The organism is Streptomyces canus (genome assembly GCF_041435015.1).
Taxonomy (GTDB): Bacteria; Actinomycetota; Actinomycetes; order Streptomycetales; family Streptomycetaceae; genus Streptomyces; species Streptomyces canus_G.
Window position 1 is genome coordinate 6055130 of record NZ_CP107989.1, and the last position, 14663, is coordinate 6069792.

Sequence of the window (14663 nt, forward strand, 5' to 3'; positions counted from 1 at the left end):
CTGTCAGTGGCTACGGGTAGTTTGTGGTGACCGACAGGACTTTCAGAAGGGTTGGCCGTGGCTGATCTGTCACAGCTCGTGAAGGCGTACGACGTGCGCGGAGTCGTTCCCGACCAGTGGGACGAGACGCTGGCCGAGCTTTTCGGTGCCGCCTTCGTCCAGGTGACCGGGGCGAGCGCGATCGTGACCGGCCACGACATGCGGCCCACGTCCCCGGGTCTGTCGCGGGCCTTCGCGCGCGGAGCGGCCGCCCGCGGCGTGGACGTCACCGAGATCGGCCTGTGCTCGACCGACCAGCTGTACTACGCCTCCGGCGCACTGAACCTGCCGGGCGCGATGTTCACGGCCTCCCACAACCCCGCCCAGTACAACGGCATCAAGATGTCCCGGGCGGGCGCGGCCCCGGTCGGCCAGGACACCGGCCTCGCCGAGATCCGCGAACTGGTCGAGCGGTGGAGCGAGGCGGGCGCCCCGGAAGCGGCCGCGGAGACCGGCACGATCACGCAGCGGGACACCCTGGACGACTACGCGGCCCACCTGCGCTCCCTCGTCGACCTGACCTCCATCCGCCCCCTGAAGGTCGTCGTGGACGCGGGCAACGGCATGGGCGGCCACACCGTCCCGACGGTGTTCGCGGGCCTGCCCCTGGACGTCGTCCCGATGTACTTCGAACTGGACGGCACGTTCCCGAACCACGAGGCCAACCCCCTCGACCCGGCGAACATCGTCGACCTCCGGAAGCGGGTCCGCGAGGAGGGGGCCGACCTCGGCATAGCCTTCGACGGCGACGCCGACCGCTGCTTCGTCGTCGACGAGCGCGGAAACCCGGTCTCCCCGTCCGCCATCACCGCCCTGGTCGCCTCCCGTGAGCTCGCCAGGCACGGCGGCAAGGGCACGGTCATCCACAACCTGATCACGTCCTGGTCGGTTCCGGAGGTCGTCAAGGAGAACGGCGGCACACCGGTACGCACGCGCGTGGGCCACTCCTTCATCAAGGCCGAGATGGCGAGGACCGGCGCGATCTTCGGCGGCGAGCACTCGGCGCACTACTACTTCAAGGACTTCTGGAACGCGGACACGGGCATGCTGGCGGCCCTCCACGTCCTCGCCGCCCTGGGCGGCCAGGAAGGCACGCTCTCGTCCCTGGTGGCCCAGTACGACCGCTACGTCGGCTCCGGCGAGATCAACTCCACGGTCGCCGACCAGACGGACCGCCTGGCCGCGATCAAGGCGGCCTACGAGGGTCGGGAGGGCGTACAACTCGACGAACTCGACGGCCTCACGGTCACCACCCCCGACTGGTGGTTCAACGTCCGCCCGTCCAACACGGAACCCCTCCTGCGCCTCAACGCGGAGGCGAGGGACGAGGCGACGACGGCGAAGGTACGCGACGAGGTACTGGCGATCATCAGAGCCTGACAGGACGTCGGCTGCTGCGGGTGCAGGGGGCTGAGGCCCTTGGGCGGGGTCGAAGGGGCGGCAGCCCCTGGGGACGGGACGGGTACGGGCGGCGGGGAGGCGAAAACCGCGACGCCAACCCCCACCCGCCGACCTCGCCCCAACCCCGGCGCCCCCCTCTCCCCGGCGGTACCCTGACCAGGCACATCCGCACATGCAGCCGTACCGCCCCCGAAGGGAACCCCCATGCCGCTCGAAGCCGGCCTCCTGGAGATCCTCGCCTGCCCGGCCTGTCACGCCCCCCTCAAGGAGCAGGACACCGAGCTGATCTGCACCGGCCAGGACTGCGGCCTGGCGTACCCGGTCCGCGACGGCATCCCCGTGCTCCTCGTCGACGAGGCCCGCCGCCCCGCGTGAGCGCCCCCGCTCCCGCGATGGGCGAGACAGCGCCCCAACTGCCGTAAGAGCGACAACGACTCAGCGACCACCGGTGTCCCGGACCCGCGCGACCGACGACCCCGGCGAAGAGACAACCCGGCGTCCCCGGAGACCCGGCGATCGGAGGCTGCCGCCCCATGCTCGACGAATCGCTGCTAGACACCCCCGAGGCCCTCTCGGAGGCCGACCGCCGAGGCCTGCTCCGCGGCGCCGCAGAGGCCGGCGCCCGCGTCCGCACGGCAGCCCGGCACGCCGCCGAGGCGGGGGTGAACGACCTCAAGCCCGACGGCCGCCCCCGTGCCGTCCTCATCGCTGGGCCCGGCGCCGCCGCCACCTGCGCCGCCGACCTTCTCGGCACACTCGCCGGCGCCGGCAGCCCCGTCACCCGCCTCGCCCCCACCGGAGTCGCCCCCGCCGCGGGCGCCCTGCGCTGGGAACTCCCCGGCTGGGCGGGCTCGGTCGACCTGCTTCTGATCGCCACACCCGACGGCACCGAACCGGGCCTGTCCCTGCTCGCCGACCAGGCCTACCGCCGCGGCTGCACGGTCGTCGCAGTGGCGCCCGGCCGTACCCCGCTCAGCGAGGCGGTCGAGGGCGCCCACGGCCTGTTCGTGCCCATGGCCACGGCCCCGTACGAGCAGGCCACACCCCTCACCGCATCTGCCCCCGGCGTCCTGTGGGCCCTGCTCACACCTCTCCTCGCGATCCTCGACCGCACCGGCCTGCTCACCGCCCCTCCCGACACGCTCGAGAAGATCGCCGACCGCCTCGACCACATCGCCGAGCGCTGCGGCCCCGCCATCGCGACCTACAGCAACCCGGCCAAGACCCTCGCCGCCGAACTCTTCGACGCGCTCCCGGTGATCTGGACCGAGGGCACCTCCGTAGGGCCCGCGGGCCGCCGTTTCGCCGCCGCCCTGGCCGAGCTCTCCGGCCGCCCCGCCGTGGTCTCCGAACTGCCCGAGGCCCTCGCCGCGCACAGCACGCTGCTCGCCGGGCCGCTGGCCGCCAGCGCCGACCCGGACGACTTCTTCCGCGACCGTGTCGAGGAGGCTCCCGCGCTGCACGCGCGCGTGGTGCTCCTTCGCGACCGTCCGATCGGCGGTCTCAGCGCCGCTCCGGCCGCCCGTGACCTGGCCCTCAACCACGACACGCCGATCAGCGAGCTGGAACCGGAGTCCGGCGGCGAGATCGAGACCCTCGCGGAACTGATCGCCGTCACGGATTTCGCCGCCGTTTACCTGGCGCTCGCCTCGGGGGCCTGACGTTGCCCAGGACGCCCTGATCGCCGTACGTACAGAAAGAGCCTGATGGACCGCCTCGACAACACCATCCGCCCCTACGCCTGGGGTTCCACCACCGCCATCCCCGAACTCCTCGGCGTCCGGCCGACCGGTGAACCACAGGCGGAGATGTGGATGGGCGCCCACCCGGGAGCCCCCTCACGCACCGGCCGGGGCACGCTCGTCGAGGTCATCGCCGCGGATCCGGCGAAGGAGCTCGGCGCCGAGGCCGTCGCCAAGTTCGGCCCCCGGCTGCCCTTCCTGCTCAAGATCCTCGCCGCGGGAGCCCCGCTCTCCCTCCAGGTGCACCCCGACCTCGCCCAGGCGAAAGAGGGGTACGACGACGAGGAGCGCCGCGGCATCCCCGTGGACGCGGGCCACCGCAACTACAAGGACGCCAACCACAAACCCGAACTGATCTGCGCGCTCACCGAGTTCGACGGCCTGTGCGGCTTCCGCGAGCCCGTGCGCGCGGCCGAACTGCTCGACGCGCTCGGCGTCGACTCCCTCAAGCCGTACGTCGACCTCCTGCACGCCCGCCCCGAGGAGGCGGCCCTGCGGGAGGTCCTGACGGCCGTCCTGACCGCGGACCGCGCGGAGATGGCCCACACGGTCACCGAGGCCGCGGCCGCCTGCGCCCGCCTCGGCGGCGATCACGCCCCGTACGCCGACATCGCCCACCACTACCCGGGTGACCCGGGCGTCATCGCCGCGATGCTCCTCAACCACGTCCGACTCCAGCCCGGCGAGGCCCTGTTCCTCGGCGCAGGCATCCCGCACGCCTACCTGAGCGGCCTCGGCGTCGAGATCATGGCCAACTCCGACAATGTCCTGCGCTGCGGCCTGACCCCCAAGCACGTCGACGTCCCCGAACTCCTGCGCATCGTCCGCTTCGAGGCCGCCGACCCGGGCGTCCTGCGCCCCGAGGCGTCCCCCGACGACGAGGAGGTCTACGAGACCCCCATCGACGAGTTCCGGCTCTCCCGCTATGTCCTTCCCGAAGGCGGCGCCACCCACGAGCTGACCCGTCCGACCCCGCAGATCCTGCTCTGCACGGCAGGTTCCGTGCGAGCCGGGGAACACGAACTGAGCCCCGGCCAGTCGGTGTTCGTACCGGCGGGCGAGAAGGCCGAGGTGTCCGGCACGGGCACGGTCTTCCGGGCGACGGTGATCGTGTGACCGTGACGTGTGATCGTATGACCGGGCCTGTGGACGGCTGAGACGACCGTGCCGGGCAAGGCTGCAAGAATGGCCCACCGGCAAAGGACGGGCAAAGGCCTGGACGGGCGTAGAGGCACTTGAGGCGAAGGGACAACGCGAGCAGATGAGCGCGTCAGGCGGAACCAGGGCGATCGTGGCGGCACTCGGCGCCAACCTCGCGATCGCGGCATCGAAGTTCGCGGCGTTCGCGTTCAGCGGCTCCTCGTCGATGCTCGCCGAGGGCGTGCACTCCCTCGCCGACTCCGGAAACCAGTTCCTGCTGCTGGTCGGCGGCAAGAAGGCCCAGCGCGAGGCCACCCCGCAACACCCCTTCGGGTACGGCCGCGAGCGCTACATCTACGCCTTCCTGGTCTCCATCGTCCTCTTCTCGGTCGGCGGCATGTTCGCCGTCTACGAGGGCTACGAGAAGATCAAGCACCCGCACGAGATCGAGCACTGGTACTGGCCGGTGGGCGTCCTCGTCTTCGCGATCATCGCCGAAGGCTTCTCCTTCCGGACGGCCATCAAGGAGTCCAACCCGCTGCGCGGCAACCTCTCCTGGAAGGAGTTCGTGCGTCGCGCCAAGGCACCCGAGCTCCCGGTCGTCCTCCTGGAGGACTTCGGCGCGCTCGTCGGCCTGGTCCTCGCCCTCGGAGGCGTCGGCCTGGCCCTGCTCACCGGCGACGGCGTCTGGGACGGCATCGGCACCCTCTGCATCGGCATCCTGCTCATCCTGATCGCCCTCGTCCTGGCGGCGGAGACCAAGTCCCTGCTGCTCGGCGAGGCCGCAGGCATCGAGGCGGTCCATAAGATCGAGGCAGCGATCGTCGACGGCCACACCGTCACCGGCATCATCCACATGCGCACGCTCCACCTGGGTCCCGAGGAACTGCTCATCGCCGCCAAGATCGCTGTCCAGCACGACGACACGGCCGCCGAGGTCGCCTCCGCGATCAACGCCGCCGAGTCCCGCATCCGCGAGGCCGTCCCGATCGCCCGCGTCATCTACCTCGAGCCGGACATCTACAGCGAGACCGAGGCCGCCAAGGGCGCCGACCGGGAGGCGACCCCCGGGGGACCGGCACAGCAGCCGGCGCCCGGCCACTGAGGTTCTGCCGCGGCACGGCTTTTGCGCTGTACGACGACGCGGCCCGCCGACCTTCTCGGCGGGCCCCGTCGGTTCTCGGTGCTCCGGCAACTACCGGACCTCGCTCAGCACCTCCAGCACCGCCGCCCCGTCCGGCGCCGCGATGAGCCGCTCCCGGAACCCGGGGTCCATCAGCTTGCGCGACAGCAGCGCCAGGATCCGCAGGTGTTCATCCCCCGCGGCCGCCTCCGGCACGGAGATCATGAAGACCAGCCTGGCCTTCGTACCGTCCAGCGAACCCCACTCGACGCCCTCGGCGGACCGCGCGAACCCGACGACGGGCGAGGTCACCGCATCCGTCTTGGCATGCGGAATCGCGATCTCCTCCCCGAGCCCGGTGGTCCCCTGCTCCTCCCGCCGCAAGGCGGTGGCGACCAGTTCGTCCAGGTCCGCCACCTTGCCGGTCCGGGCGAGCAACTCGGCCATCTCCCGGATGGCTGCCTCCTTGTCATGGGCGTCGAGGGCGACCTTCACGGTCTGCTCGGTGAGATAGCCGGAGAGGACGCCGGTATTGGTGTCGGCACCGGCACTCGGCGTCCCGGTCGGTGCCGCCTCCGCGGCGGGCACGCTCGACGAGGCCACGATCCGCTGCGCCACCACGGCACCGGCGGCTCCACCGGCCGCCGCACCGGCACCCACCCCGACCAGCGCGGGCTCGAGCGGCCCGGCCACGCCCAGTCCGGCCACCGGCGCCGCACCCTTGCGCCTCCGCTCGCTGACGTCGACCAACGTGACCGTCGTCAGCGCGGTGACCGCGGTGCCGATCAGCACGGCCACGAAGAACATCGGCACCCCGGTCACCGCGCCCAACACCGCCACGATCGGCCCGCCGTGCGGTACGGCGTCCTCGACCCCGGCGACACCGGCGATCGCGCCGGCCACCGCGCCGCCGAGCATATTGGCCGGAATCACCTGTGCGGGCCGCGCCGCGGCGAACGGGATCGCACCTTCGGAGATGCCGAAGCAGCCCATGAACAGCGCGGCCAGACCGGTCTCCCGTTCCTGCTCGGTGTAGAGGCGCCTCCGTATCAAGGTCGCCAGTCCCTGCCCGAGCGGCATGACCGGGATCGCGGCCGCGCACATGCCCATGACCGTCTGGTTGCCGGTCGCGATCAGCCCCGTGCCGAACAGGAAGGCCGTCTTGTTGACCGGCCCGCCCATGTCGAACGCGATCATGAGCCCCAGAATCGCGCCCAGCAGGATCGCGCTCGTGCCCGTCATTCCGCTGAGCCAGTCGGTGAGGTGCTGGAACACCCAGGAGATCGGCTTCCCGATGACGTAGATGAAGAACAACCCCAGCGCCGTGGTCGCCACGATGGGGATCACGATGATCGGCATGATCGGCTGCACGAACTTCGGGACCTTGACCTTCTTGATCCACAGCACCAGATACCCGGCGAGGAACCCGGTCACGATCGCCCCTATGAACCCGGCGCCCGCCTTCGAGTCGTACAGCTCACCCGTGTTCGCGATCCAGCCACCGATCATGCCCGGCACGAGGGCGGGCCGGTCCCCGATGGCGTACGCGATGTATCCGGACAGGATCGGCACCATCAGCTTGAAACCGATGACGCCGATGTTGTTGATGTCCATCCAGAAGGAGTCCTTCGGGATGACCAAGCCGCCGGACGGGTCGGTGTGCCCGCCGAGCGAGAGCGAGATCGCGATCAGCAGCCCGCCGACCACCACGAATGGGATCATGTAACTGACCCCGTTCATCAGCGCCTTGTACGCGACGCTCCGCTCCTTGCCGCCGCCCGATGCCGATGCTGCCGGGGCGGCGCCCGCCGTGTGCACCGGCGCGGAGCGCACCCGTTCGATCAACTGCTCGGGGTGGTGGATCCCTTCCGCCACCCCCACGGTCAGAACGCGCTTGCCCACGAAACGGCTCAGGTCCACGTCCTTGTCCGCGGCGATGATGACACCGTCCGCGTGGCTGACATCGTTGTCATCCAGGACATTTTCAGCCCCGATCGAGCCCTGGGTCTCCACCTTCATGTCGATGTCACGGCTCGCGGCAGCCTGCGCGAGCTTCTCCGCGGCCATATATGTGTGGGCGATGCCGGTCGGGCACGCGGTCACCGCGAGCAGCTTCAACCGCTGCTGCTCGCTGCCGCCGCCCGTGGGGGGAGGTCCGGCCGGACTGGTCACGTCGATCTCCTCACGCCTTTGTCACGCGGAAACGCCGTCCCGGACGCCCCGCAAGATCGATGAGATCTGCCGATCTCTTCGCATCCTCCTTCACCTGCCCAGACCACCCAAGAAGCAAAAGTGCCCGGATGACCTGGTCTGTTGTCGCCTGTTCAGCAGTTCTCAGGTCCGTTGTCACGGCAGTCACAGCACCCCGTCAGCACGACGGACGGCACCTCGCCGACGTCCCGGACGGCCGCCCGTGATCGGCCTGATGTAGGCGGAGGCGGACTGGGGTGCCCCGGCCGACCGGTGTAGCTTGGGACGGAGCCAGACGTCGCTGCTGATGGCGGTCGGGCGGTTCGCACGCGGACCGGCCGAGGGAGAGAGGGCCTCCGACGGACTGCGCTGCGCGCACCGGGCATGCCTGTGTCCTCTTCGGGCACCCCTGTGTCCGCCGCCGCGCAGACCAGCAGTACTACCGCGCCCCAACCCCGAGGAGCAGCTCGTAATGACGACTGTCGACAACCGACAGGACTTCAAAGTCGCCGACCTCTCCCTGGCCGAGTTCGGCCGCAAGGAGATCACCCTCGCCGAGCACGAGATGCCCGGCCTGATGTCGATCCGCAAGGAGTACGCCGAGACGCAGCCGCTGGCCGGCGCCCGCGTCACCGGCTCCCTGCACATGACCGTGCAGACCGCCGTCCTCATCGAGACCCTCGTCGCCCTGGGCGCCGAGGTCCGCTGGGCGTCCTGCAACATCTTCTCCACCCAGGACCACGCGGCCGCCGCCATCGCCGTCGGCCCGAACGGCACCGTGGACAACCCCCAGGGTGTCCCGGTCTTCGCCTGGAAGGGCGAGACCCTGGAGGAGTACTGGTGGTGCACGGAGCAGGCGCTGACCTGGCCGAACACCCCCACCGGCGGCCCGAACATGATCCTGGACGACGGCGGTGACGCCACCCTCCTCGTCCACAAGGGCGTCGAGTACGAGAAGGCCGGCAAGGTTCCCTCCGTCGACACCGCCGAGTCCGACGAGCACCGCTGCGTCCTCGAACTCCTGCACCGCACCATCACGGACGGCTCGCAGAAGTGGACCCAGCTGGCCTCGGAGATCCGCGGGGTGACCGAGGAGACCACGACCGGCGTCCACCGCCTGTACGAGATGCAGCGCGACGGTGTCCTGCTGTTCCCGGCGATCAATGTGAACGACGCGGTCACCAAGTCGAAGTTCGACAACAAGTACGGCTGCCGCCACTCCCTGATCGACGGCATCAACCGCGCCACCGACGTCCTCATCGGCGGCAAGACCGCGGTCGTCCTGGGCTACGGCGACGTGGGCAAGGGCTGCGCGGAGTCCCTGCGCGGCCAGGGCGCCCGCGTCATCGTCACCGAGATCGACCCGATCTGCGCGCTGCAGGCGGCGATGGACGGCTACCAGGTCACGACGCTGGACGAGGTCGTCGACAAGGCCGACATCTTTGTCACCACGACGGGCAACAAGGACATCATCATGGCCTCGGACATGGCCAGGATGAAGCACCAGGCGATCGTCGGCAACATCGGTCACTTCGACAACGAGATCGACATGGCCGGCCTCGCCAAGATCCCCGGCATCGTCAAGGACGAGGTCAAGCCGCAGGTCCACACCTGGAAGTTCCCCGACGGCAAGGTGCTCATCGTGCTGTCCGAGGGCCGTCTGCTGAATCTGGGCAACGCCACCGGCCACCCGTCGTTCGTGATGTCCAACTCCTTCGCGGACCAGACCCTGGCCCAGATCGAGCTGTTCACCAAGCAGTCGGAGTACCCGACCGACGTCTATGTGCTGCCCAAGCACCTCGACGAGAAGGTCGCCCGCCTCCACCTGGACGCGCTCGGCGTGAAGCTGACCCAGCTGCGCCCGGAGCAGGCCGCGTACATCGGCGTCGAGGTCGAGGGCCCGTACAAGTCGGACCACTACCGCTACTGAGCCGTACGGCACAGCAGCAGACCCTCCGAGGCAGGCCCCCGCACCCCCGTGTCGGGGGCCTGCCCCTTTGGCCTTGTGACCCTCGCCGTGTGACCGTCAGGCCGGAACAGCCCGTCAGAACCCAGGACCCCCATGCCCCGCGGCCGTTATTCGCTCCACGATCCGCACGATCACACCCCCCTCGCAGACGAACACTTTCAGTGCGCCCCCGGCCCGTCCGGCTGGCGCTACGTCTCCCAACTGACCACCCCCGCAGGCGATCACAGCGGCTCGGTCGACCTCACCCTCGACGAACTCGGCCGCCCCATCCGCCTCGAACTGCACGCCGCGAGCTGGCAGGTGCGCGGTGCCGCGCTCGACGGCGTCACCTGGGTCCGTACAGACCCCACCGGGGCCCACGCCACGGAAGGCAATGTCGCCGCCCATGCCTTCACCGGCACATCCCCCGCGTTCCTCGTCGCCACCACCCGTCTCCTGCGCCTCACCCCCTCCTCATCAGCAACCCGCGTACGCCTCGTGGCCTTCACGGACCCCGTCCTCGCCCCGCGCACCGTGGACCAGTCCTGGACCTTGCTGAAAAGAGAAACACACGCCACTGACAACGGCCCGCTGAACGTGGAGGAATACCAGGTCACAGCCCTGGACACGGGCGAACAGCACACCGTGCACATCGCCGGCGACGTGGTCCTCGCGGCCCCCGGGATCGAGCTGGAGGACCTCGAATCACCGCCGTCGACGTTCCCCGCACCACCGCCGGACTGAAGCGGCCTCGGACTTCAGCGGGTGCCCGCTCCCGCACCTGACATCAGCCGCGCCCGGCAACCCGCGGGATCAAGCCGGCGGAACGAACCCCGACGCGGGCCCGCTCTCCGGCGGCACGGCGGGCCGGGGCCCCTCGGAGGACTTCTCGGACGAGACCCCATCCACTGGAACACCAGGACGCGCCACCTCCGGAGCCGCCTCGACGCCGTACGAGAAGGGCGGCCGAGGAGACAACGGAGCAGCGGACTGCGCCCCCGGATACGGGTAATCGCCCTGCACTCCGACCGCAGGACCGGACGGCCTCGACGCCGCAGACAGCCCGGCCTCCGTAGTGCCGCCGCCGTAGGCCCGCCGGGCCTCGCGGGCTTGCCGTTCCTGCACCACCGCCGCCAGATACGCGCCCGGCGGCACATCCTGCGGCGCGGGAGTTCCCGTATGCGCCGCCAGATCGGACGCCAGCCGCTCCGCCATGGCCCAGCCGATCTGCGGGTCGAGTTGGTGCATCCGGGTCAGGTACTGACGGATGGCAAGCCACAGGCCATCGGGAACCGCCGACAGATCGAGCCCGGAGAACCGACCGGCCAGCCAGGGCGGAGGCGGTGGCACGAATCCACTGGGCCCCACCGGAATCCGCTCCCGCACAACCAGCGTCCCCGCGAACACGTCACCGAGCCGACGCCCCCTCGCCGACACGAGCGAGGCGATACAGGCCACGACACCGAACGTCATGAGAATCTCGATCACACCGATCGCACCCCGCACCAGCGCATGCCGGAAGCGGATGGGCCCGCCGTCGTCCCGGACCACGCGAAGCCCCACGGCTAGCTTCCCCAGCGATCGCCCATGGCTGAGCGTCTCGACTGCGATCGGGCCGCCCACCAGTACGAGCAGGAACACGGCGATTGAGAGCGCCACCTGGGCCGCGTCGTCCAAAGAAGCAGAAGCGGCCACCAGCGCGACGGTCACGGCGATGTACACGACCACGGCCACGATCAGATCGATCAGCACGGCCAACGCCCTGCTGGGCAGCCTCGCAGGACGCAGCTCAAGAGCCACCGCCTCGCCCGTCACGAGCTCACTCACGCCTGCTGTCCTTCCCCTGATCCGACTGGTCAACGGCCAGTCTGCCAAGCTGAGGGCGCATCGCGTCGCAGTACGACAAGCTGACCCTCATGACGGACCGCCGACGATCAGCCGAGGAGTGGGCAAACCGATGGACCTCGACGTCTTCGTCACCGCTCACCGAGCCGAATGGGACCGCCTCGACGTCCTGCTCCGGCGCCAGCGCCGCCTCAACGGCGCAGAAGCGGACGAACTCGTCGCCCTCTACCAGCGCACCGCCACCCACCTCTCGCTGATCCAGTCCAGCGCCCCCGACCCGCAGCTCACCGGTCGGCTCAGTCAACTCGTGGCACGCGCGCGTAGTGCCGTCACAGGAACTCGCCGCGCTTCCTGGCGCGATGTCACCCGCTTCCTCGCCTACGGCTTCCCCGCCGCCGTCTACCGATCGCGGCACTGGTGGGTGCCCACCGCGCTGCTGTCCACCGTCGTGGCAGCCCTCCTGGGCTGGTGGATCGGCACCCACCCCGAGGTGCAGTCCTCCATCGCGGCCCCCAGTGAACTGCGCGAGCTCACCCGCCCCGGCGGCCAGTACGAGACGTACTACTCGAGCCATCCCGCGGCATCCTTCGCCGCCCAGGTCTGGACGAACAACGCCCAGGCGGCCGCCTTGTGCCTGGTCCTGGGGATCTTTCTGGGCCTCCCGGTCCTCTGGATCCTGTTCCAGAACATGCTCAACCTCGGCGTCGGCATGGGTCTGATGTCGTCGGTCGGCCGTCTCGACACGTTCCTCGGCCTCGTGCTCCCGCACGGCCTCCTCGAACTCACGGCGGTCTTCGTCGCGGCCGGTACAGGCCTGCGTCTCGGCTGGACCCTGATCGATCCCGGCCCTCGCTCCCGACGCACGGCACTGGCGGAGGAGGGCCGAGCCGCCGTGGGCATGGCGATAGGCCTCGCGCTGGTCCTGTTCGTCTCCGGCGCGATAGAAGGCTTCGTCACCCCCTCGGGCCTGCCCACCTGGGCCCGCATAACCATCGGGGTCGTCGCCGAGTCGGCCTTCCTCGCCTACGTCTTCGTCCTGGGCGGACGAGCGGCGCGCGCGGGTGACACAGGCGACGTCGAGGCTGCCGAACGCAGCGCCACTGTCCCCACCGCCGCCTGATGTGCAGCAGACCCTGCTGAGCTGCTACTGTCTCCTTCGCCCCACAGGAGCCGTTGACACGGAGCATGCGGGGAGGTAGATTCGAACAGTTGCCTGGAGCCGGGTTCATCCCGCTCGGTAGCAGTGAGTGTCTGTCTGCTTCTGGAAATCTCGATTTCAGAGAAGCCCCTTCCCGATGAAATCGGAAACAGATGGCCGGTTAGTCCGGTCTGAAAGTTCTGATAACGTTGGGAACGCCGGAAAGGGAATCGCGAGAGCGGGAACCTGGAAAGCACCGAGGAAATCGGAACCGGAAACGGTCTGATAGAGTCGGAAACGCAAGACCGAAGGGAAAAAGCCCGGAGGAAAGCCCGAGAGGGTGAGTACAAAGGAAGCGTCCGTTCCTTGAGAACTCAACAGCGTGCCAAAAATCAACGCCAGATATGTTGATACCCCGTCTCCAGCATCTGCTGGGGCGAGGTTCCTTTGAAGAAAACACAGCGAGGACGCTGTGAGCGACCGCCTTATTCCGGTGGTCGCTCCGCTCTCGTGATGTGTGCACCCGATTACGGGTAAACATTCACGGAGAGTTTGATCCTGGCTCAGGACGAACGCTGGCGGCGTGCTTAACACATGCAAGTCGAACGATGAACCACTTCGGTGGGGATTAGTGGCGAACGGGTGAGTAACACGTGGGCAATCTGCCCTTCACTCTGGGACAAGCCCTGGAAACGGGGTCTAATACCGGATACCACTACCGCAGGCATCTGTGGTGGTTGAAAGCTCCGGCGGTGAAGGATGAGCCCGCGGCCTATCAGCTTGTTGGTGAGGTAATGGCTCACCAAGGCGACGACGGGTAGCCGGCCTGAGAGGGCGACCGGCCACACTGGGACTGAGACACGGCCCAGACTCCTACGGGAGGCAGCAGTGGGGAATATTGCACAATGGGCGAAAGCCTGATGCAGCGACGCCGCGTGAGGGATGACGGCCTTCGGGTTGTAAACCTCTTTCAGCAGGGAAGAAGCGAAAGTGACGGTACCTGCAGAAGAAGCGCCGGCTAACTACGTGCCAGCAGCCGCGGTAATACGTAGGGCGCAAGCGTTGTCCGGAATTATTGGGCGTAAAGAGCTCGTAGGCGGCTTGTCACGTCGGGTGTGAAAGCCCGGGGCTTAACCCCGGGTCTGCATTCGATACGGGCTAGCTAGAGTGTGGTAGGGGAGATCGGAATTCCTGGTGTAGCGGTGAAATGCGCAGATATCAGGAGGAACACCGGTGGCGAAGGCGGATCTCTGGGCCATTACTGACGCTGAGGAGCGAAAGCGTGGGGAGCGAACAGGATTAGATACCCTGGTAGTCCACGCCGTAAACGGTGGGAACTAGGTGTTGGCGACATTCCACGTCGTCGGTGCCGCAGCTAACGCATTAAGTTCCCCGCCTGGGGAGTACGGCCGCAAGGCTAAAACTCAAAGGAATTGACGGGGGCCCGCACAAGCAGCGGAGCATGTGGCTTAATTCGACGCAACGCGAAGAACCTTACCAAGGCTTGACATACGCCGGAAAGCATCAGAGATGGTGCCCCCCTTGTGGTCGGTGTACAGGTGGTGCATGGCTGTCGTCAGCTCGTGTCGTGAGATGTTGGGTTAAGTCCCGCAACGAGCGCAACCCTTGTTCTGTGTTGCCAGCATGCCCTTCGGGGTGATGGGGACTCACAGGAGACCGCCGGGGTCAACTCGGAGGAAGGTGGGGACGACGTCAAGTCATCATGCCCCTTATGTCTTGGGCTGCACACGTGCTACAATGGCAGGTACAATGAGCTGCGATACCGTGAGGTGGAGCGAATCTCAAAAAGCCTGTCTCAGTTCGGATTGGGGTCTGCAACTCGACCCCATGAAGTCGGAGTTGCTAGTAATCGCAGATCAGCATTGCTGCGGTGAATACGTTCCCGGGCCTTGTACACACCGCCCGTCACGTCACGAAAGTCGGTAACACCCGAAGCCGGTGGCCCAACCCCTTGTGGGAGGGAGCTGTCGAAGGTGGGACTGGCGATTGGGACGAAGTCGTAACAAGGTAGCCGTACCGGAAGGTGCGGCTGGATCACCTCCTTTCTAAGGAGCATCTAGGCCGCCGGGCTTGCCC

The 14663-nt window shown here is 68.4% G+C and carries 10 protein-coding genes and 1 rRNA gene; 9 read left to right on the top strand and 2 right to left on the bottom strand.

The window, feature by feature from the left end; translation table 11 throughout:
- Window positions 1-51: 51 nt before the first annotated feature.
- From OG841_RS27750 to OG841_RS27770, 5 genes are all read left to right on the top strand, one after another.
- Entirely contained in the window at window positions 52-1419 is a 1368-nt protein-coding gene (locus tag OG841_RS27750; protein ID WP_328639017.1) for a phosphomannomutase/phosphoglucomutase, read from the top strand.
- A gap of 225 nt (window positions 1420-1644) precedes the next feature.
- On the top strand, window positions 1645-1815 hold the full coding sequence (locus OG841_RS27755) for a Trm112 family protein (RefSeq protein ID WP_007382472.1): 171 nt from the start codon (window positions 1645-1647) through the stop codon (window positions 1813-1815).
- 158 nt (window positions 1816-1973) lie between these two features.
- Entirely contained in the window at window positions 1974-3101 is a 1128-nt protein-coding gene (locus tag OG841_RS27760; protein ID WP_371567015.1) for an SIS domain-containing protein, read from the top strand.
- A gap of 45 nt (window positions 3102-3146) precedes the next feature.
- The gene (gene manA, locus OG841_RS27765) at window positions 3147-4298 is read left to right on the top strand and encodes a mannose-6-phosphate isomerase, class I (RefSeq protein ID WP_371567016.1); all 1152 of its coding nucleotides are present in this window, start codon (window positions 3147-3149) and stop codon (window positions 4296-4298) included.
- A 145-nt stretch (window positions 4299-4443) separates the two neighbouring features.
- The gene (locus OG841_RS27770) at window positions 4444-5427 is read left to right on the top strand and encodes a cation diffusion facilitator family transporter (RefSeq protein ID WP_371567017.1); all 984 of its coding nucleotides are present in this window, start codon (window positions 4444-4446) and stop codon (window positions 5425-5427) included.
- A 90-nt stretch (window positions 5428-5517) separates the two neighbouring features.
- On the opposite strand, the gene OG841_RS27775 is transcribed toward OG841_RS27770, so the two are convergent.
- On the bottom strand, window positions 5518-7617 hold the full coding sequence (locus tag OG841_RS27775) for a fructose-specific PTS transporter subunit EIIC (protein WP_371567018.1): 2100 nt from the start codon (window positions 7615-7617) through the stop codon (window positions 5518-5520).
- A gap of 490 nt (window positions 7618-8107) precedes the next feature.
- On the opposite strand from OG841_RS27775, the gene ahcY reads away from it, so the two are divergent.
- A complete protein-coding gene (ahcY, locus tag OG841_RS27780; protein WP_328639012.1) occupies window positions 8108-9565 on the top strand; it encodes an adenosylhomocysteinase in 1458 nt (485 codons plus the stop codon).
- Between the two features lie 132 nt (window positions 9566-9697).
- Complete coding sequence (locus OG841_RS27785; RefSeq protein ID WP_328639011.1) at window positions 9698-10327, top strand: hypothetical protein; 630 nt, start codon at window positions 9698-9700, stop codon at window positions 10325-10327.
- A 69-nt stretch (window positions 10328-10396) separates the two neighbouring features.
- Here the strand turns inward: OG841_RS27785 and OG841_RS27790 are convergent, their stop codons facing one another.
- Window positions 10397-11410, bottom strand: a complete 1014-nt coding sequence (locus OG841_RS27790; RefSeq protein ID WP_371567019.1) for an RDD family protein — start codon at window positions 11408-11410, stop codon at window positions 10397-10399.
- A 130-nt stretch (window positions 11411-11540) separates the two neighbouring features.
- On the opposite strand from OG841_RS27790, the gene OG841_RS27795 reads away from it, so the two are divergent.
- Together OG841_RS27795 and OG841_RS27800 are read left to right on the top strand one after the other, a co-directional pair.
- The gene (locus OG841_RS27795) at window positions 11541-12548 is read left to right on the top strand and encodes a stage II sporulation protein M (protein ID WP_328639009.1); all 1008 of its coding nucleotides are present in this window, start codon (window positions 11541-11543) and stop codon (window positions 12546-12548) included.
- 558 nt (window positions 12549-13106) lie between these two features.
- Window positions 13107-14632, top strand: a 16S ribosomal RNA gene (locus OG841_RS27800).
- Window positions 14633-14663: the final 31 nt, after the last annotated feature.